We start from the raw sequence: 17,900 nt of genomic DNA, 5'->3' as shown, positions 1-17,900 counted from the left end.
GGCTTGTCTTGGAAAATGGCAGGAAAAGTGATTGGCAGGGTGCTTCTGGCACTCCTGCTTATCCTCCTGCTGCTTGCAGTCTTCGGCACAGCCGCCCACGCTGCCGGACTGGTGGATGATACGGTGGACGCTGCCAACGAATACAGCAAATATCCGCTGGACAACTACCAGCTTGATTTTTATGTGGACAGCGGATGGGACTGGCTCCCGTGGAACTGGCTGGACGGTATCGGAAAACAGGTGATGTACGGGCTGTATGCCATCACAAATTTTATCTGGACAATCAGCCTGTACCTTTCCAACGCCACAGGGTATCTGATTCAGGAAGCCTACTCGCTGGACTTCATTTCCTCTACGGCGGATTCTATCGGGAAAAATATGCAGACCCTTGCAGGCGTTACCACAGGCGGCTTGTCCTCGGAGGGATTTTATATCGGGTTCCTGCTGATTCTTATTCTGGTGGTGGGGAGTTACGTTGCCTACACAGGGCTTATCAAACGGGAAACCACAAAAGCCATCCATGCCGTTGTGAATTTCGTGGTGGTGTTCGTGCTGTCCGCTGCCTTTATCGCCTATGCCCCTGATTATATCGGGAAAATCAATGAATTTTCCGCAGACATCAGCAATGCCAGCCTGACCCTTGGTACAAAGATTGTACTGCCAAACTCGGAAAGCCAGGGAAAGGACAGCGTGGATTTGATACGGGACAGCCTGTTTTCCATTCAGGTCAAACAGCCGTGGCTCCTGCTGCAATACGGCAACTCGGATGTAGAAAGTATTGGGGCTGACCGTGTGGACAGCCTGCTCTCAACCAGCCCAGACGAAAACAACGGGCAGAACAGGGAAGAAATCGTGGTGGAGGAAATCGAAGACAGGGAAAACACCAACCTTACCATCACAAAGACCATCAACCGCTTGGGAACCGTCTTCTTCCTATTTATCTTCAATATCGGTATCTCCGTTTTTGTATTCCTGCTCACGGGGATAATGATTTTCTCACAGGTGCTTTTTATCATCTACGCCATGTTCCTGCCTGTGAGTTTCCTCCTTAGCATGGTTCCCTCTTTTGAAGGGATGTCAAAACGTGCCATTACAAAACTGTTCAATACCATTCTTACCAGAGCCGGAATCACCCTGATTATCACGGTAGCGTTCAGTATTTCCACCATGCTCTACAACCTGTCTGGGGAATATCCGTTCTTCCTGACGGCGTTCTTGCAGATAGTGACCTTTGCCGGAATTTATTTCAAGCTGGGGGATTTGATGGGGATGTTCTCCTTACAGAGTGGGGATTCCCAAAGCATGGGGAGCCGTATCATGCGAAGACCCCGTATGCTCATGCACGCCCATATGCACCGTTTACAGCATAAGTTAGGACGTTCTGTGGCGGCTCTTGGGGCTGGAACGGCTGCATACCACGCAGGGAAACAGGCTGGCTCAGACCAGAGAACTGTTTCCCACTCCGGCTCTTCCAAACGGACACAGGCAGACCACAGCAGACCAGACGGACAGGCAGCACCGGAAAAGGAATCCGCATGGAAACGGGCTGGCTCTGCGGTAGGTGCGGCGGTAGATACCAAAGATAAGATAGCCGATACTGCCGGACAGCTTCGGGAGCAGGCAAAGGATTTGCCTGTCAATGCAAAGTACGCCCTTTACCACGGGAAAACACAGGTATCAGAGGGTGTAAGGGATTTTACTTCCAGCATAACCCAGACCCGAACTGCCAGAGCGGAACAGCGGAACGCACAGGCAGAAAGCCGCAGACAGACCATTGCAGAACGCAGGGCGGAACTGGAACAGGCAAAACAACCGCAAAAGACAGCTTCCGAAGCACCCAAAGGGACTGCTCCTGTCCATGAACGCCCTGTTACTGCAAAGCAGCCAGAAGATTTCCGAAATCGTGCAGATACCGCTCATACAGAAAAACCAGCCATGCAGCCAGCTTCCCCATCCATCAGGGAACGGGGACAAATTTCTTATGGGGGAACTGTGGCAGAACGGGCTTCGGTTCCGATGGTAAAAACGGCTTCCATCCACCATGAACAGACACCACCTATAAGGACAGAACGCCAGATAGTCCCATCTACTTCCCTATCCCATCCAGATGAAAGACAAAAGGCGGCTCCAACCACCACACCTGCTGCTCCCCGTCCGACAAGACCTGTCCAGAACGATACGGTTCCTGTGATACCGGAAAGAAAACGGGCTGCCCCTGTGGTAAAAGAATCTAACTTTACCATCCGGCGTACCACCGCCAGAAAGGAGTGGACAAAAACGGTAACAGCGTCTGCCAAACAGAAGAAAGGGGAGAAACCATGAAGTTAAGACACCTTTTCTTTGCCTGTTCCGGCGTGTTCGTGATGATGTTCTCCTTGCTCCTTTTGGTGGTGATTGTCTTCTCGGATGAGGAAGACGGAGGAAGCGGCGGAAACCTTATCTATGGGGGCGTGAGCGTATCACAGGAAGTCCTCGCCCATAAGCCTATGCTGGAAAAGTATGCAAGGGAATATGGCATAGAGGAATACTTAAATGTGCTGCTCGCCATCATTCAGGTGGAATCCGGCGGCACACTGGAAGACGTTATGCAGTCCTCGGAATCTTTGGGGCTTCCCCCGAACTCCCTTAGTACAGAGGAATCCATCAAACAGGGCTGCAAGTATTTCTCGGAACTGCTCGCAGCGGCAGAAACAAAGGGATGTGACTTAAACAGTGTGATTCAATCCTACAACTACGGCGGCGGTTTCCTAGACTATGTGGCAGGACACGGGAAAAAATACACCTTTGAACTGGCAGAGAGCTTCGCAAGGGACAAATCCGGCGGAAAGAAAGTCACCTACACCAACCCTGTTGCCGTAGAGAAAAACGGCGGCTGGCGGTATTCCTATGGAAATATGTTCTATGTCCTCTTGGTATCGCAATACCTGACCGTGGCACAGTTTGATGATGAAACGGTACAGGCTATCATGGAGGAAGCCTTAAAGTATGAGGGCTGGACGTATGTGTATGGGGGCGATTCCCCCTCCACTTCCTTTGACTGTTCGGGACTGGTGCAGTGGTGCTATGGCAAGGCAGGAATCGCTCTGCCACGGACAGCACAGGAACAGTACAATGTGACGCAGCACATCCCCCTGTCCGAAGCAAAAGCAGGGGATTTAGTCTTTTTCCACTCCACCTACAACGCCGGAACCTACATCACCCATGTGGGGCTGTATGTGGGAAATAACCGGATGTACCATGCCGGAAATCCCATTGGTTACGCAGACCTGACAGGCTCCTACTGGCAACAGCACCTTGCCGGAGCCGGACGAATCAAACAATAAGAAAGGATGAACCGATATGATTCAGATTAGAAAAGAGGATAACCAGAAAAAGCAGAAAGAAAAGAAACTGAAAGTCTACAAAGTCAATACCCATAAAAAAACCGTGATTGCCCTGTGGGTGCTGCTGGCAGTGAGCTTCCTGTTTGCCGTCTATAAGAATTTCACGGCAATAGACATTCATACTGTCCATGAAACCAAAGTAATTGAGGAAACCATCCTCGACACCCACAAGATAGAGAATTTTGTGGAGAATTTCGCAGAAGTCTACTATTCATGGGAACAGTCTGCCGCTTCCATTGATAACCGGACAAATGCTTTAAAAGGGTATCTCACCGGAGAGCTGCAAGCCCTGAATGTAGATACTGTCCGAAAGGACATCCCCGTATCGTCTGCCCTGACCGATTTTCAGATATGGGAAATCACAGAAGAAAAGGAACAGCATTATCAAGTGACCTACACGGTGGAACAGCGTATCACAGAGGGGGAATCCAGTAAAACCATCCGTTCCGCCTATCAGGTAACGGTCTATGTGGACGGCTTTGGAAACCTGACGATTATCCAGAACCCAACCATCACCAGCGTTGCCGTAAAATCCGGTTACACCCCAAAAGCGGTACAAAGTGACGGCACGGTGGATTCCATCACCACGGAGGAAATCAACGAATTTCTCACTACCTTTTTCAAGCTGTACCCTACGGCAACCGCAAAGGAGCTGACCTATTATGTGAATGAGGGCGTGCTGAAACCTGTGGGAAAAGAGTATATTTTCTCAGAACTGGTGAATCCAGTCTACAATCGAAGCGGAAATCAGGTGACAGCTTCCCTTGCAGTGAAATATCTGGATAACCAGACCATGACAACTCAGGTATCACAGTTTGACCTTGTGCTGGAAAAGAACGGGGAAAACTGGAAGATTGTGAAATGATTATATATTCCAATAGTAAACAGATGACTTTTTATCATCTGTTTACTATTGGATGTGAGATAAATTCTTGTTTTAATTCCTAAATCTTTCTATAATAAAATTAAATTATCAATCTAATTTCATATTCTTTTCATATAAATGCTGTACAGTAAAAATGGAGGTGAATATATGGCTAAAATATTGATTGTCGAAGATGATAAAAGAACAAATATGGCTATTTGTGAATATTTAAAACCAACCGGACATAACATTGTTTCTGCTTATGATGGTGAGGAAGCATTGCAATTATTTCATAGTACAACAATAGATTTAATTGTTTTAGATATTATGCTTCCACGATTAACCGGAATTGCTGTTTTACATGAAATAAGAAAAAGCAGTCTTATACCTGTACTTATGCTCACAGCGATTGAGGATGAATATACGCAATCACAAAGTTTTGATGAATTAGCAGATGATTATGTAACAAAACCTTTTTCTATGGTATTGCTTGGAAAAAGAATCACCGCTCTTTTACGCCGCTGTGGACAAATGCAGTCTATAGACACTATTACTTTCGGGGATGTTACTGTCAATTTTTCTGGATATACAGCCCATGATAAAAATGGAAGAATTGACATTACTCCAAAAGAAATAGAATTATTAAAACTTCTTATAGAACACAAAGGACTGGTTTTGACCCGTTCACAAATTCTTGACGAACTATGGGGATATGATTACCCTATTATCGACCGGACAATAGACACTTATATTAAAAATTTGAGAAAAAAATTACGTCTTAATTGTATTGTAACAGTAAAAGGAATCGGCTATAAGTATGAGGTGGTGGAATGAAACGATTAAAAATATTGCCTAAAATTTTTTTATATACATTCAGCATTATGGTATTTATTATAATTGCAGCTCATCTGATTTTATATTTACTTGCCCCACGAATTGCTATAGATTACACTCCATCAGTAATATCAAATCAAAGTGAATATGTATTAGATGGCAGTATCGACCCTTTGCAGTTTGTATCACAGGCAATTTGGCAGGCGTTACCATTTTCTGTTTTTTGTTGTATTATTCTTTGTGCAATATGTTCCTATTTTTTTTCAAAAAGTATTACAACACCAATTCGGAAAATTTCAAGTGTGACAAAACAAATGTCTAAAATGGATAAATCTGCTGTTTGTATAGTATCTTCTCAAGATGAAGTGAGAGAATTGGCTGATAATATCAATCAATTATATTATCGTCTATTTACAACTATTAAAAATCTTGAAGCAGAAAAGGAAAAGGTTAAAGAAAGTGAACAGGCAAAAATTGATTTTTTAAGAGCAGCGTCACATGAATTAAAAACCCCAGTAACCGCTTTAAATGCAACCTTGGAAAACATGATTTTAGGAGTGGGAAGTTATTGTGATTATTCCACATATCTTCCTGAATGTAAGGATATAGTAGAACAGCTTGCAACCATGATTCATGAAATTTTAGAAACTTCCAAAATAAATATGGAAACTACTCAGGAAGATTCTACGAAATGTAATTTATCAGACTTAATTTTGAATGTATGTGAACCATATAAACTGATTGCTGCGACTCATGGTATCAATTTAAAGTTAGATATTCCTCAAGAATACAGGATAATGATTCCACAAAAGCAATTTAGTCGGGCATTTTCTAATATTATTGCAAATGCTGTCACCTATACTCCAAATGAGGGGGGTGTTTTTGTCTGTTTAAAAGAACATACTTTAACGGTAGAAAATGAATGTATTCCGATTGATAAACAACAATTAGCACATATATTTGAACCATTTTACCGTCCTGATTTTTCTCGCAATAGTGATAGCGGTGGAAATGGATTAGGACTTTACATTGTCTCAACTATTTTTTCATCACTTCATATTTCATATGAATTTTTACCAACAGAATCACAAAAAGGGATGTGTTTCTCTATCCTCCTGCCAAAAGCTCTCTAATTTCAGAGGGCTTTTTTTCGCCCTAAATTCTATATTCATTTCATATGCATTCCATATTGAACATTTATGATATTCCTGTATTCAAAATAAAAAATCAGGAGGTATAAAAAATCATGAACTTTATGAAGAGAGCATTTCTATATGTTTCACGCAAAAGAGGAAAGAGTATTTTGCTTTTTTTCATCCTTTTAATTCTGTCAACTTTTGTTCTAACGGGACTAAGTATTGGAAGTGCGTCAAAACAAGCTCAAAAAAATTTAAGACAAAATATCGGCGGTTCTTTCAATATTGATGTCAATTATTCAGATTCAAATCCATATTATCACGAAGAAGAAAGTGAGAATGAAGATGGGTCTTCCGACCTTTTAATGTACTCGACTGAACAGGTGACATCAAAAATGGTAGAAAACATTCGGAATATTTCCGGTGTTAAATTCTGTGATGCAACAACGGAAAGTCTGATAAATTTTGATAAACTTTTACCATTTGCCGGAACTGTTCCATTAGATGAAAGTCTTTCTCATTGTGTAAAAAGCATTGGTGTATGGCGTTCAGAAGAACAAAATTTCTTTACTTCTGGAAAAATCCAACTAATAGAAGGCAGGCATATTTTAGACAATGACATACACAAAGTTATTCTGTGTAAAGACTTAGCAGAAAAAAACAACTTAAATTTAGGTGATTCCTTAATTGTAACAAATGAGAACGGAAAGCAGCTATCTTTTGAAATTATTGGATTGTTTCATGCACAAAAACTTGAAAAAGTTGGAGAATCAATCCCAACATATGATAAGATACAAAACTTAATTTTTACAGATATAGAATCTATTGTCGAACTTGAAAATAGTGTTGCAGTGCAAGGGTTTGATACAGTAAAAGTTACCGTAAATGACCCTAAAGATATTGAAAAAATTATAGAGCAAGTAAAACATTTCCCTGATTATGAAGAAAATGTTTATAACATTTATGCTAATGATGAGGTTTACAAAAACACAGCAATTTCTTTAGAGAATTTAGATAAGTTAGTTATCGGCTTATTACTTGTAATCATTATCGCAAGCGTTATTGTTCTTTCACTTATTCTCACACTTTGGGGAAAAGAGAGAATACATGAAACAGGCGTTTTGCTCTCCATTGGAATAAAAAAATCCAGCATATTAGGACAATACCTTATTGAAGTTTTAATGATAGCAATTTTAGCTTTTACCTTATCTTTTGTTACAAGCAATATGATTTCTGGAAATATCGCAAATACCCTTTTGCAACAAAATACAAAAAATGAAAAACAGCAGCTTTCAACACAAGAAGACCATACAGAAATGAAAAGTCTGGATTTTAGCGTTTCAGAAGATTCAGAATCCGCTACTCCTGATATTAAGTTAGAAATTACTTTGCCCGATATATTGCAATTATACACAATCGGTTTTTCTATCATTTTTATTTCAGTAACTATATCTTCGATTAGTGTTATGCTTTTAAAACCACGGGAAATTTTAGCCCGTATGAGTTAAGGAGGAACAAATGTCAATTTTTAAGTGTAATCATGTATCATACTCTTATGATAAAAATACAAACGTGCTGAAAAATATTACCTTTTCATTTGAACTAGGAAAAGTATATGCGATTTTAGGTTCATCTGGTTCCGGAAAAACAACATTACTTTCACTACTAGGGGGACTTGATATACCAACTACCGGAACTATTTTATACGAAAATGAAGATATTAAAAAAATAGGATTGGAATCTCATAGACAAAATCATGTTTCTCTTATATTTCAAAATTATAATTTGATTGATTATATGACGCCGATTGAAAATGCAACTTTGGCAACAAAGAAAGATGTTGATGTGGTTTCTCTTTTAAAACGTCTGGGACTTTCTGATAAAGAACTAAAACGAACAATTTTAAAATTGTCTGGTGGGCAACAACAACGTGTAGCAATCGCACGTTCCTTAGCTACCGATGTCCCTATTATACTGGCAGATGAGCCTACAGGAAATCTTGATGAAATAACTGCCGCTGAAATCACACAAATATTACAGGAAACTGCCCACAAATTGAATAAATGTGTCATTATTGTTACTCATTCTAAAGATGTTGCTCAAAAAGCTGATGCTGTGTTAGAACTCAAACAAGGAATATTAAGGCAGGTGAAAAAATGAAAAAATTGATTATACTAATAATTTGTTTATTACTTTCTACTTTTGTGTTTAGTGGATGTGTAAACAGAACAGAAGAAAGTGAATCTGAAAAAGTTTCTTACGATTACGAAATTTCGGGGCAGGAGGATATGTCAAATATAGAAATTGTGCCAGAAAATGAAAAGTAAGCCAACGGAAGAATTATTCTTCCATTCGCTTATATTTCATAATACCATCCGCAACGCTTTCCATGATAACAAGGTCTGCGTCTGTAAAATTGTCAATTTTGCTTTCAAGCTGTCTTCGTCTGCTGCTTTTTACCAGACTATCAGAGGATAAAAAGAACTCATCCACTGATACATTCAGCAGAGATACAAGGTCGTAAAGCACCTGTAAACTTGGGTGCTGCCCTTTATTCTCAATATTGGTTAAATAGCGTGGGTCAATTTCAATCATTGCTCCCACCTGTTCACGGGTCAATCCCTGTTTTTTACGGGCTTCTTTTATGGCAAGCCCAAACGCCCTGAAATCATATTTATCTTCTTTTTTACGCATAATACACCACCTCTATACATTTTACTGTTCCTGTTATAATAGTGACAGGTATAGAAAAACGTATTATACAGTTGTACAGTTCCTATTATGCGTACCAAAGATAAAACTATGCTGCTGAAACGGAAATAAAAAAAACCGTTATTTGGCAGCATACTTTCCCTGCGTCAAAAATTACATCATCATTTCCAGACGACGGTTTAACAAAAGCCGCCGTCTTTTTTGCCTGAAATGCAGATGATTTTTAAAGTCCACTACTTGATACAGAAAGCGGCTTACAGGAGGAAGCCGCTATGCAAAATATTTTCTTAAATATATCTACATTCGGTAAGCCGTTAAAAAAAGCCATCCGCCTACACTAGAAAAGTCTGACCCTCAATGTGGTTTTTCAGAATACATAGAAAGAACTATCGAAGCACACAAGCAGAAATATCGTCTGTTTGCGTGCTTTTTTAGTTGGAAGAAAAAGTTTTTAAATTTTTCTTCTCAAAACGCAACTGCACCCCCTGTCCTGTCGGGACTAAGAGCGAAAAGGGGGAAAGAAGCAGAAATTCCTATCAACTCGCTCCCTTTCAAGGCTGGAAAGGGGGTGAGTAATGATGAAGCCATCTGAATTTCAGACAACCATAGAGAACCAGTTTGATTATATCTGTAAAGTCGCTATGGAGGATGAACGCAAAGATTATCTTAAAGCGTTGTCCAGACAGTGTAAACGGGAAACCCTGTTCTGTGATATGGACGATTACACCGTCAACTTGTTTTCTTCCGAAGACACCTATCCATCCCACTTCCATACTTTTGAAATGGATGGATTTACTGTCCGTATTGAAAACAGCCTGTTAGCAGAAGCGTTGGAAAATCTGGACGGAAAGAAACGCGATGTTATCTTGAAATATTATTTCCTCGGATTTGACGATACAGAAATTTCAAAAATTCTGGAAGTCAACCGTTCTACCATCCAGAGAAGAAGACACGCCGGACTGGAATTTATCAAAAAATTTATGGAGGAAGAAGCATGACAGCAAAGCACCCTATGATTCCGTTTCCTGTGATTGTAAGGGCTGCGGATGGTGACATTGAAGCAGTCAACCAGATTGTACGCCATTACAGCGGTTTTATTGCCAGCCGTTCCATACGTCCCATGAAAGATGAATATGGCAATACCCACATGGTTGTAGATGAAACCCTACGCCGCCGGATGGAAACACGTCTGATTGCAAAGATTTTATCTTTTGAAATCAAGGAACCCAACTAGAAATAACGCTCTCCTGTGGAAGCATGGACAAGCTCATGCTTCCCAGACAGAGCTTGTCAGTCTATTAAAGTGCATTATCACCAGTGCATTTTAACAGGCTGACAAAGCCGGATTGTTCCTTGAAAAAGAAAGCGTCTAATCAACGCAGCATAAAGCAGCCGAATACGTTTCGATAGAAAGAGAGCCGTTGGGCTGGCACGCCGTGACCCACCAAAGGAGGGATGAAACCGGATAGCGATTCCTGCCAGCGTTCCATAAGCAGCTTACCGCAAAAGCTGCCGCCATGACCTTTCTATTGTGATAATGATACTTCCGTACAGCCTTAGTCCGTGTGATGATGTAGCACCGCTGGCAAAGGGTACGGCTGGATGAGAACCATGCAGGGGTGAGATTCCCATGAGCTTTAGCGAAAGCTGTTCGGCTGACTTGCTCACAGTAAAATGCACTGAACCTCTACAAAACTTTAATTTCCTGTGTTATACTCAAAGTGTTAGAGAGGTGTATTTTACTGTTACCATCATAGAAAGGAGCCTTAATCTTATGTTAGATGGTAAAGAGAATACACACGGTATTACAACGTCTGAAAAAAAGACATATACGGTAGATGAAATAGCAGCTCTTTTAAACATCAGTATGAAGTCGGCATATGCTTTAGTCAAAAGCGGTCAATTTCACTATATCAGAGCTGGCAGGATGATTAGAGTATCTAAAATATCTTTCGATAAATGGTTACACGAATAATCATTTAAGGAGAGATAATATGGCTTCAATCAAACAAAGAAAATCAAAATTTTCAGTTATTTACTGGTATATGGATGATACAGGCGAAAGAAAGCAGAAATGGGACACCCTAGAAACAAAAAAAGAAGCAAAGGCACGAAAAGCGTTTATTGAATTTTATCAACAAACCTATGGATATGTTCTCGTCCCTTTAGAAGAACAATTCGCCCATCAGCGTGAGGAAGCAGAACAAGCAATAGATACCCCAGATGATGAAATCACTTTAAAGGAATTTCTTGTTACTTTTGTCAATCTATATGGCGTATCGAAGTGGTCTGCCAACACTTACAGCAGTAAATTGAGTTCAATTAACAACTATATCAACCCTATTATTGGAGATTGGAAGTTAAATGAAATCACCACGAAAAAACTTTCTCAATATTACAATGACCTGTTAAGTGTTCCAGAAGTTCCTCGTGCTAACCGCAAAGCGACTGGTCGCTGTGTGCAGCCTGCCAACATTAAGAAAATCCATGATATTATCCGCTGTGCCTTAAATCAGGCTATCCGTTGGGAATATCTGGACAGCAAAATGCGGAATCCGGCTTCCTTAGCCACCTTACCCAAAGTACCAAAGGTAAAACGTAAGGTCTGGAATGTACAGACATTTAAGGAAGCAATCAAACTTGTGGATGATGATTTACTCCTGCTTTGTATGCACTTGGCGTTTGCCTGCTCATTAAGAGTAGGTGAAATTACAGGACTTACTTGGGATGATGTGATTGTTGATGAAGAAGCTATTGCAAATAATAATGCAAGAGTTATCGTCAATAAGGAGTTGGCAAGAATTTCTCAATCAGCTATGCAAAAGCTGAAAGAAAAAGATATTATTAAAATTTTCCCAACCCAGAAGCCCCACTGTACTACAAGGCTGGTGTTAAAAACACCCAAAACAGAAACAAGTAATCGTACCGTATGGCTGCCGACAACGCTTGCTCAATTACTGGTTCAATACAAAAAAGACCAGCAGGAATTGAAAGAGTTTTTAGGAAGTGCCTATAACGATTATAACCTTGTTATTGCTCTTGAAAATGGGAATCCCGTAGAAAGCCGCATTGTTCGGGACAGATTCACAACGCTGTGTGAGGAACACAATTTTGAAGTTGTTGTTTTTCACAGCTTACGCCATTTAAGCACAAAATATAAACTCAAAATGACACATGGCGATATTAAGTCTGTTCAGGGAGATACAGGTCACGCCGAAGCAGAAATGGTAACAGATGTTTACTCTGAAATCGTGGATGAAGACAGACGGCTTAATGCAAAAAAGCTGGATGAAGAATTTTATGACACCCTTGATACAGAGGAACCTGAACACAATCTCCATTCAGAAGCACAGGAGCCTATCAGTGACAATGACAAACTTCTGCTTGAATTGCTAAAATCCATGACACCGGAAATGAAAGAAAAGCTCTTAAAAGAAACCCTTTCTAACTGTTAGCAAAGGGCTTTGTTCCAAACAGAAAAAACCTGCTAACCAAAAAGTGTTAGCAAATATCGTAAAAATCCATGAAATCATCATCTACCTTAAATGAGTGTTAGCAAGCTATCTTGCAAAATAAATGGCTTTTAGAAATTCTCACGGACATAAGCCGCTATACATTGCTTCCCTGTCCGTGATAACAAAAAAAGCTGTAAACCCTTGAAAACAAAGGCTTACAGCGTTGTTTACTGGCGTCCATGACAGGAATCGAACCTGCGGCGTTTCGCTTAGGAGTAGACCCGATACGACATCGGGAAGTGGCATCTAATGCTTAAAAATGCTTGGAAATACAAGGTTTTTCAGCATTTCAAATCCCATCTGATACTACGCTGTGATAGCTAATTCAGAGGGATTTTACACCGTCCGATTGGCTCGAAATTAGCAAGTCTTTCGATTTTTGGTGGACGTTGCAAGTGCAAGTAAATGTCACTATGTAACTTCTCGTGATGCGAAATGATAGGAAATCCTATTCATTCTCGTGTGAGGGTGCGGGTGTCCTTAGACACAGATTTCAGTCTGTTTTATATATCATTTCAAAATGAATTTTTCAACCAGAATTATTAAGAATTTCAAAGGTTTTTCAGACTCAATGATTCTATGTAATTTAGACCCGCCGAAGCAGGTCTTTTTTTATTTCAGCATAATCTCTCTATCCTCAGCGCCGAGCATATAAGCACCCTTGGCAAAAGCATCCCTTGCAAGAAGCTCTGCTACATCAACCCTATCGAACAGCATCCATATTTCTTTCTCTTTCGGAGTCAGTTCATGGCTATGGTCAAACAAATGCTCAAGTCCCAATCCTTCAAGCAATGCCGACTTTGCTGCTTTGTATTCCTCAGCTCTGCCAACATATTCGTCGTTCCTTTCCTTGGAAAATGCCTCGATATTGTCAGCTCTCAGATGCTCGTAATACTCGTCCATAAAGATTCTATCCATACTCGTTGACCTCCATAACAAAAAAATAAGGGCAGACCCTTTTACAGCTATTGTAGCTATGTAAAAGGATCTGCCCTTGCAGTTACTATAATGTTTTTGCCAGCGACTTCAGGAGTGCTGCCATTTCCGGATTTTGCAGAAGCTTCAGAAGAAGTTCTTTATCATCAGCGGAGCTTTCCGTTGCGGCTGGTTGAACCGGCTCAGGCGTTGCCTGTCTGCCTGAGTAGAACGCAGCTTCCATTCTTTCAGCGTTCAGTCTGCGGTCATCGTCGATGATATGGGAGTAAACATCCGCTACCATCTTGACCTGTGCATGACCGGAATCGCCTTGAACGGATTTCATATCGCCGCCGTTCAGCTTCAGCTTGTAAGTGATACTGGAATGTCGGAGACTATGGAAAACCACTTTCGGCAGTCCCTTCTCCTCAATCAGCTTATTGAAAGCACGGTTGATAACCTGCCCCTCAATCGGCTTGCCATTGGAAGAACAGAAAACCAGATTGAAGTCTACGAACTCGTCACCGAAAAGGTCTTTCAGTTCTTCGATGTCAGCCTTTCGCTGTACCAACATTTCCGCTACGGTTTTCGGTAAGAACACCTTGCGGACACTTGTTTTGGTCTTAGGAGTTTTGAGAACCAATGCGGTATGCGTACTGGCGAAGGTCGGTGGGAACTTGAACATGATGTCCTTACCGTCCAGATCTGCCATCGCTTCACGATTTACTCTCTGCAACTCCTTTTCAACGAAGATGCTTGCCTGACCAAGTTCAATACTGGTGGGGGAAATGTCAATACAGTCCCAGGTAAGCCCCAGAAGCTCGCCCATTCGCAGGGAACAGGAGAAGGCAAGGTTAATAGCCAGACGAAGAATATCATCGTCACAGGCTTCCAGAGCCTTCTGGAGCACTTCTGCTGTCCAGATATCCCTGGTCTTGTGTTCTTCTTTCGGCAGCGTAGCGTGCTCCACAGGGTTTCTGGTCATCAATTCCCACTTGACCGCTTGATTGAAAGCATTTCGCAATGTCTTGTGAACCTCTCGGACAGTATGCGGAGTCAGATATTCTGTACGGGCTTTTACATACTTAGAAGAAACCGCTTTGACAGAAAGCAAATCTCGGTAATACTTGTCCATGATTCTCGGCGTGACATCCTCCAGCTTCATATCACCGATGAGGGGACGAATATAGTTTGCAATCAGGCTCTTTCTGCTTTCATAGGTAGACATCGCCCAGGTGTTCACACCATAGATTGACATATACTCATCCAAAAGATCATTGACGGTTTTAGCAGAAGGGGGAATAAAGGTTCCGGACTCCTGCTCATATTCAACCTGCAACTTCCTTTTCTTTGCTTCGGCATTCGTTTCAAAGGTTTCCCACTTCTGACGCTTGTTGCCGTTCTCATCGGTGTATGTATAAACCACAGAATACTTCTTTTTTCTCTTAACGATAGATGCCATGTAATCAGCTCCTTTCCTGTCTATCTTCCGCTAACTGGTAGCGGGTCTGATTGTGATACCATTTTTCAAAGCTCTCTTTGGTAGCTCGCTTATACCTGCCAACCTTGATAAGCTCAAAATCTTCATTGGCAACGATATAGTAAATGGTCTGACGATGTACCCCAAGCATTCTTGCCATTTCCGGCAGACCGTAGGTGGATGCCATAATATCTGCATCCAGTTCCTGATCCTCTACCGTGCGGTAATCGGTTTGAGAAGCATACCATCTTTCAAAGCTCTCCTTTGTCACTCTGCGCTTGCCCAGGACATCGACCACATCAAAATGCCCTTTGGCAACCAGTTCGTAAGCAGTCGCTTCTTTCAGCCCAAGGCGCTGTCCAAGCTCCTCCATTGAATATGTAGTTTTCTTCAATTCCTCGCCGGGAGGGGTTCCATCGACCTTCTGGTATTTGAACTGATTGGCATACCATTCTTCAAAGCTGTCGATCATCACCCTCATGGTGTTGCCGACAAGAATGGTTTTGAAGTAATTCTTCTTAATGAGCCAGTATGACTCCGTTTTACCAAGACCGAGCATCCTGCCCATTTCCAGAACAGACATACTCGTGCGTTTTCTCATTTCCGCCATCGTACAACCTCCTATGTAAAAAATGTAGCCATGTGTTTCTTGTCATGGCTACATTTTATCGAACTCTCAATATGTTTTGAAGTTTGTCGCCGGGTTGTACGACGCCCTTGACAAATCTTACATTTGATGATCCAACCACTCATCAAAACTCTTTTTGGAGATTCTGATACTGCCACCGATGCGGACGCTATGGAAAACTTTCTTTTTCACAAGGTTGTATGCGCTGGTTCTGCTGATGCCCAGAATATCCTGAATCTCATCAACCGTATAGGTTCTCTTATCAAACTGAACTGCGTTAGCAGCCATCGCTTCTTCGGTGCGCTGATTCATGGCAGCGATTCTTTCTTCAAACATTTATGTTCACTCCTTCGCTCTCTTTGCTTTATGTTTTGGGGAACGCTTTTTCAGCTGTTCCATTGCCAGGCTGACAGATAAGGCTTTCTCAATCGCTACCATTTCACGGGGCGTTACCTTACCTAAGTAATTATCAATCCTGCTTTTATCAATGGTACGAATCTGTTCCAGCTGAACAACGGACGCTTCTTTGAATGCAGGATTGTCGTAAATAACAAAGTGCGTCGGCATATTCGCTTTCTTATGGATTCTGGTGGTGACCGTTGCCACAATCAATGTGGGAGCGTGTTTATTACCGGTATCGTTCTGAATGACGATAACCGGACGGATGCCGCCTTGTTCCGACCCAACTACCGGGTCCAGCTTGGCGCAATAAATATCACCACGGCAATATACCCAATTTTCTTTCATCATGTGCCATGACCTCCTTTCGTTGGCTATGTAATAACTGACTGCCAGAAAGGAATCAGGCAGTCAGTCCAAAAGTCTATGTGTCCCATATTTGCCACGCACCCCTGGGAAAGAGGGCTTACGCCCTCAGGGAATCACCGAACGACTGATTGCGAATCAGTTCCATAGGAATCTAACCTCTGCCGGGTTCTCCGCCAGCTCCGTAGAGAAGTATCTTTAATCCTGTTGCTTTCATGGCCGTATTGGGAGCAACCCAATATTTACAAGCCAGTATTGATCGCTGGCATCGGGAGAGAGACAAGCGCTTAATTTATAGAAGAAAGTCGTTCTGTTTCTCTATCCGATACGTCTCGGCGTACCGCTGATGTGGCTGATGCTCTCGCACCGGCAACAGGAACGTATTTGATGACTGTGTATTCAGTTTTCAAGGATCAAGCAGCCGATTTTCTTTGGCTGTATCTAAATTGTACCTGTTCCTCATGCAAGTTTTTATTGCCTCGTAGGTATAGTTTTGAGGTTATTCACGACCTAAAAATATGTAATCAAGGGTTGTCTCAAAGCGCACAACCAGTTCGATTGCCAAATCAATAGAGATACCTCTGTTGCCGGTTTCAATTCGTGCAATGGTGTTTGCGGCAACACCTAACTGCTCCGCAAGCTGTTCCTGTGTAAGCCCATGTTCCTTTCTCAAGGCTTTAATTCTTTTTCCGCTTTCAACCAAGTCGTAATACATTTTCGTTCCTCCGTGTTTTTGAATTTGTGAAGTTGCAAAATCAAAAACAGCGGGAGGAGATCGTGCCCGATTCTCAATACCCTTTGCCATCTGCCTGTCCTCCTTGCAGGCATAAAAAAAGAGCCGGAGTAAATTACTCCAAGCTCTCGTTCATGCCTTTGTGTTAATTATGGGGGAAAATAGGCAGGTATAAAAAAAGCCCCGTACCCATTACAGGCACGAGGCGTAACTCTCTCTATTCAATTTTATGCCGCTATCTCCCAGCATAGCCATTTTAACACTGGACAAGTCGGACTTTCAGTAGGGGAACCGTCGTATTTTCATCGGATTTTAGTCGGACTAAAATCCTGTCTTAGCATTCACAATAACACAATGCTTCTTCCTCCCGGGCACTTTCCAGGAAATCTTTCAATTTAGGAATGGCTGTTCCCCAAAGTGACAGACCAAATAACAGTATCGCTTCTTTCTTTCGGTCATAGTAGGTGCTGCGTTCCATATTCAAAACCTCCAGCATTTCTGATTCCCTGTACTTGAAGCGGTTGAGATATGCCTTTGAGATAATCTCACAGTACAGAGCGCCTTTATCTGGATATTCTCTGATTTTCAACATAGCCATATCTACCAGTTCAATGATCCACTTTGTCTCAAATAAGCTGCGAATGCGTTCTTCAAATCGTTCTCTCGCTTCATCCGGAGCAAAGTTCTCCAGATAAATCAATGCACCATCTAAGCTGTCACCGTAAGTACAAATAAGGGTATCACATACATCATTCGCACGATCAATGGTAGACCAGCACACCTCTCGATATATGGATAAAATCAGCTTTGCTCTTTCATACAGAACCTTCTCGTCAATGTTCTGCATCCGGCAAAGCATTCGAATACTGCTTAATACCTGTGTATTATATCTGCTCATTCAGAATCTCCTTTCAGCCTAATCCATAAAATAAGA

At 41.8% G+C, this 17,900-nt stretch carries 20 protein-coding genes; 12 read left to right on the top strand and 8 right to left on the bottom strand.

Annotated elements, in window-relative coordinates:
- Positions 1-15: 15 nt before the first annotated feature.
- The 8 genes from PGS25_RS12255 to PGS25_RS12220 all read left to right on the top strand — a co-directional run bounded on the left by PGS25_RS12255 (position 16) and on the right by PGS25_RS12220 (position 8,545).
- Entirely contained in the window at positions 16-2,322 is a 2,307-nt protein-coding gene (locus tag PGS25_RS12255; protein WP_270418891.1) for a CD3337/EF1877 family mobilome membrane protein, read from the top strand.
- A complete protein-coding gene (locus tag PGS25_RS12250; protein WP_011861916.1) occupies positions 2,319-3,323 on the top strand; it encodes a bifunctional lytic transglycosylase/C40 family peptidase in 1,005 nt (334 codons plus the stop codon). Before PGS25_RS12255 ends, PGS25_RS12250 begins: the two co-directional genes overlap by 4 nt.
- A 16-nt stretch (positions 3,324-3,339) precedes the next feature.
- Positions 3,340-4,248 carry a conjugal transfer protein gene (locus tag PGS25_RS12245; RefSeq protein ID WP_118516125.1) on the top strand — a complete coding sequence of 303 codons (909 nt, stop codon included), beginning with the start codon at positions 3,340-3,342 and terminating at the stop codon, positions 4,246-4,248.
- Positions 4,249-4,416: 168 nt separating this feature from the next.
- Entirely contained in the window at positions 4,417-5,082 is a 666-nt protein-coding gene (locus PGS25_RS12240; RefSeq protein ID WP_044925970.1) for a response regulator transcription factor, read from the top strand.
- On the top strand, positions 5,079-6,215 hold the full coding sequence (locus PGS25_RS12235) for a sensor histidine kinase (protein ID WP_270418863.1): 1,137 nt from the start codon (positions 5,079-5,081) through the stop codon (positions 6,213-6,215). Before PGS25_RS12240 ends, PGS25_RS12235 begins: the two co-directional genes overlap by 4 nt.
- A 113-nt stretch (positions 6,216-6,328) precedes the next feature.
- Positions 6,329-7,726: an ABC transporter permease gene (locus PGS25_RS12230; RefSeq protein WP_270418861.1), complete on the top strand. Its 1,398-nt coding sequence runs from the start codon at positions 6,329-6,331 to the stop codon at positions 7,724-7,726.
- A gap of 10 nt (positions 7,727-7,736) precedes the next feature.
- Complete coding sequence (locus PGS25_RS12225; RefSeq protein ID WP_270418860.1) at positions 7,737-8,378, top strand: ATP-binding cassette domain-containing protein; 642 nt, start codon at positions 7,737-7,739, stop codon at positions 8,376-8,378.
- Positions 8,375-8,545 carry a hypothetical protein gene (locus PGS25_RS12220; RefSeq protein ID WP_005427037.1) on the top strand — a complete coding sequence of 57 codons (171 nt, stop codon included), beginning with the start codon at positions 8,375-8,377 and terminating at the stop codon, positions 8,543-8,545. Before PGS25_RS12225 ends, PGS25_RS12220 begins: the two co-directional genes overlap by 4 nt.
- Positions 8,546-8,558: 13 nt before the next feature.
- On the opposite strand, the gene PGS25_RS12215 is transcribed toward PGS25_RS12220, so the two are convergent.
- Positions 8,559-8,912, bottom strand: coding sequence for a helix-turn-helix domain-containing protein (locus PGS25_RS12215; RefSeq protein ID WP_005427039.1), 354 nt, complete (start codon positions 8,910-8,912; stop codon positions 8,559-8,561).
- A 593-nt stretch (positions 8,913-9,505) separates the two neighbouring features.
- On the opposite strand from PGS25_RS12215, the gene PGS25_RS12210 reads away from it, so the two are divergent.
- The 4 genes from PGS25_RS12210 to PGS25_RS12195 all read left to right on the top strand — a co-directional run bounded on the left by PGS25_RS12210 (position 9,506) and on the right by PGS25_RS12195 (position 12,385).
- On the top strand, positions 9,506-9,928 hold the full coding sequence (locus tag PGS25_RS12210; RefSeq protein WP_442865288.1) for an RNA polymerase sigma factor: 423 nt from the start codon (positions 9,506-9,508) through the stop codon (positions 9,926-9,928).
- Positions 9,925-10,164, top strand: coding sequence for a helix-turn-helix domain-containing protein (locus PGS25_RS12205; RefSeq protein ID WP_270418857.1), 240 nt, complete (start codon positions 9,925-9,927; stop codon positions 10,162-10,164). The genes PGS25_RS12210 and PGS25_RS12205 overlap by 4 nt, the downstream gene beginning before the upstream one ends.
- A 540-nt stretch (positions 10,165-10,704) precedes the next feature.
- Positions 10,705-10,905 carry a helix-turn-helix domain-containing protein gene (locus tag PGS25_RS12200; RefSeq protein ID WP_039884107.1) on the top strand — a complete coding sequence of 67 codons (201 nt, stop codon included), beginning with the start codon at positions 10,705-10,707 and terminating at the stop codon, positions 10,903-10,905.
- 19 nt (positions 10,906-10,924) lie between these two features.
- Entirely contained in the window at positions 10,925-12,385 is a 1,461-nt protein-coding gene (locus PGS25_RS12195) for a site-specific integrase (protein ID WP_118516130.1), read from the top strand.
- 672 nt (positions 12,386-13,057) lie between these two features.
- On the opposite strand, the gene PGS25_RS12190 is transcribed toward PGS25_RS12195, so the two are convergent.
- The 7 genes from PGS25_RS12190 to PGS25_RS12160 all read right to left on the bottom strand — a co-directional run bounded on the left by PGS25_RS12190 (position 13,058) and on the right by PGS25_RS12160 (position 17,864).
- Positions 13,058-13,363, bottom strand: coding sequence for a hypothetical protein (locus tag PGS25_RS12190; protein WP_002304425.1), 306 nt, complete (start codon positions 13,361-13,363; stop codon positions 13,058-13,060).
- Between the two features lie 85 nt (positions 13,364-13,448).
- Positions 13,449-14,822 (bottom strand): site-specific integrase, encoded by a 1,374-nt coding sequence (locus PGS25_RS12185; protein WP_002304423.1) that lies wholly within the window; start codon positions 14,820-14,822, stop codon positions 13,449-13,451.
- 4 nt (positions 14,823-14,826) lie between these two features.
- Positions 14,827-15,450: a helix-turn-helix domain-containing protein gene (locus PGS25_RS12180; protein WP_002304420.1), complete on the bottom strand. Its 624-nt coding sequence runs from the start codon at positions 15,448-15,450 to the stop codon at positions 14,827-14,829.
- Positions 15,451-15,567: 117 nt separating this feature from the next.
- Positions 15,568-15,804, bottom strand: coding sequence for a helix-turn-helix domain-containing protein (locus PGS25_RS12175; protein ID WP_002304418.1), 237 nt, complete (start codon positions 15,802-15,804; stop codon positions 15,568-15,570).
- A 6-nt stretch (positions 15,805-15,810) separates the two neighbouring features.
- On the bottom strand, positions 15,811-16,215 hold the full coding sequence (locus PGS25_RS12170; protein ID WP_002304415.1) for a type II toxin-antitoxin system PemK/MazF family toxin: 405 nt from the start codon (positions 16,213-16,215) through the stop codon (positions 15,811-15,813).
- A gap of 517 nt (positions 16,216-16,732) precedes the next feature.
- On the bottom strand, positions 16,733-17,038 hold the full coding sequence (locus PGS25_RS12165; protein ID WP_002304413.1) for a helix-turn-helix transcriptional regulator: 306 nt from the start codon (positions 17,036-17,038) through the stop codon (positions 16,733-16,735).
- Between the two features lie 262 nt (positions 17,039-17,300).
- A complete protein-coding gene (locus PGS25_RS12160; protein WP_002304412.1) occupies positions 17,301-17,864 on the bottom strand; it encodes a hypothetical protein in 564 nt (187 codons plus the stop codon).
- Positions 17,865-17,900 lie beyond the last annotated feature (36 nt).

Origin of the sequence: Butyricicoccus sp. AM78-15b2TA (assembly GCF_027665985.1) — a bacterium.
GTDB classification, from domain to species: Bacteria; Bacillota; Clostridia; order Oscillospirales; family Butyricicoccaceae; genus Agathobaculum; species Agathobaculum butyriciproducens.
The sequence above is the reverse complement of the archived record's forward strand: the minus strand, read 5'-3'. Positions and strand labels throughout refer to the sequence as shown.

What these genes read in the sequence shown, in the direction of transcription:
- PGS25_RS12255 (WP_270418891.1), top strand. Translation starts at nt 16, where the DNA reads ATGGCAGGAAAAGTGATTGGCAGGGTGCTTCTGGCACTCCTGCTTATC.
- PGS25_RS12250 (WP_011861916.1), top strand. Translation starts at nt 2,319, where the DNA reads ATGAAGTTAAGACACCTTTTCTTTGCCTGTTCCGGCGTGTTCGTGATG.
- PGS25_RS12245 (WP_118516125.1), top strand. Translation starts at nt 3,340, where the DNA reads ATGATTCAGATTAGAAAAGAGGATAACCAGAAAAAGCAGAAAGAAAAG.
- PGS25_RS12240 (WP_044925970.1), top strand. Translation starts at nt 4,417, where the DNA reads ATGGCTAAAATATTGATTGTCGAAGATGATAAAAGAACAAATATGGCT.
- PGS25_RS12235 (WP_270418863.1), top strand. Translation starts at nt 5,079, where the DNA reads ATGAAACGATTAAAAATATTGCCTAAAATTTTTTTATATACATTCAGC.
- PGS25_RS12230 (WP_270418861.1), top strand. Translation starts at nt 6,329, where the DNA reads ATGAACTTTATGAAGAGAGCATTTCTATATGTTTCACGCAAAAGAGGA.
- PGS25_RS12225 (WP_270418860.1), top strand. Translation starts at nt 7,737, where the DNA reads ATGTCAATTTTTAAGTGTAATCATGTATCATACTCTTATGATAAAAAT.
- PGS25_RS12220 (WP_005427037.1), top strand. Translation starts at nt 8,375, where the DNA reads ATGAAAAAATTGATTATACTAATAATTTGTTTATTACTTTCTACTTTT.
- PGS25_RS12215 (WP_005427039.1), bottom strand. Translation starts at nt 8,912, where the DNA reads ATGCGTAAAAAAGAAGATAAATATGATTTCAGGGCGTTTGGGCTTGCC.
- PGS25_RS12210 (WP_442865288.1), top strand. Translation starts at nt 9,506, where the DNA reads ATGATGAAGCCATCTGAATTTCAGACAACCATAGAGAACCAGTTTGAT.
- PGS25_RS12205 (WP_270418857.1), top strand. Translation starts at nt 9,925, where the DNA reads ATGACAGCAAAGCACCCTATGATTCCGTTTCCTGTGATTGTAAGGGCT.
- PGS25_RS12200 (WP_039884107.1), top strand. Translation starts at nt 10,705, where the DNA reads ATGTTAGATGGTAAAGAGAATACACACGGTATTACAACGTCTGAAAAA.
- PGS25_RS12195 (WP_118516130.1), top strand. Translation starts at nt 10,925, where the DNA reads ATGGCTTCAATCAAACAAAGAAAATCAAAATTTTCAGTTATTTACTGG.
- PGS25_RS12190 (WP_002304425.1), bottom strand. Translation starts at nt 13,363, where the DNA reads ATGGATAGAATCTTTATGGACGAGTATTACGAGCATCTGAGAGCTGAC.
- PGS25_RS12185 (WP_002304423.1), bottom strand. Translation starts at nt 14,822, where the DNA reads ATGGCATCTATCGTTAAGAGAAAAAAGAAGTATTCTGTGGTTTATACA.
- PGS25_RS12180 (WP_002304420.1), bottom strand. Translation starts at nt 15,450, where the DNA reads ATGGCGGAAATGAGAAAACGCACGAGTATGTCTGTTCTGGAAATGGGC.
- PGS25_RS12175 (WP_002304418.1), bottom strand. Translation starts at nt 15,804, where the DNA reads ATGTTTGAAGAAAGAATCGCTGCCATGAATCAGCGCACCGAAGAAGCG.
- PGS25_RS12170 (WP_002304415.1), bottom strand. Translation starts at nt 16,215, where the DNA reads ATGAAAGAAAATTGGGTATATTGCCGTGGTGATATTTATTGCGCCAAG.
- PGS25_RS12165 (WP_002304413.1), bottom strand. Translation starts at nt 17,038, where the DNA reads ATGGCAAAGGGTATTGAGAATCGGGCACGATCTCCTCCCGCTGTTTTT.
- PGS25_RS12160 (WP_002304412.1), bottom strand. Translation starts at nt 17,864, where the DNA reads ATGAGCAGATATAATACACAGGTATTAAGCAGTATTCGAATGCTTTGC.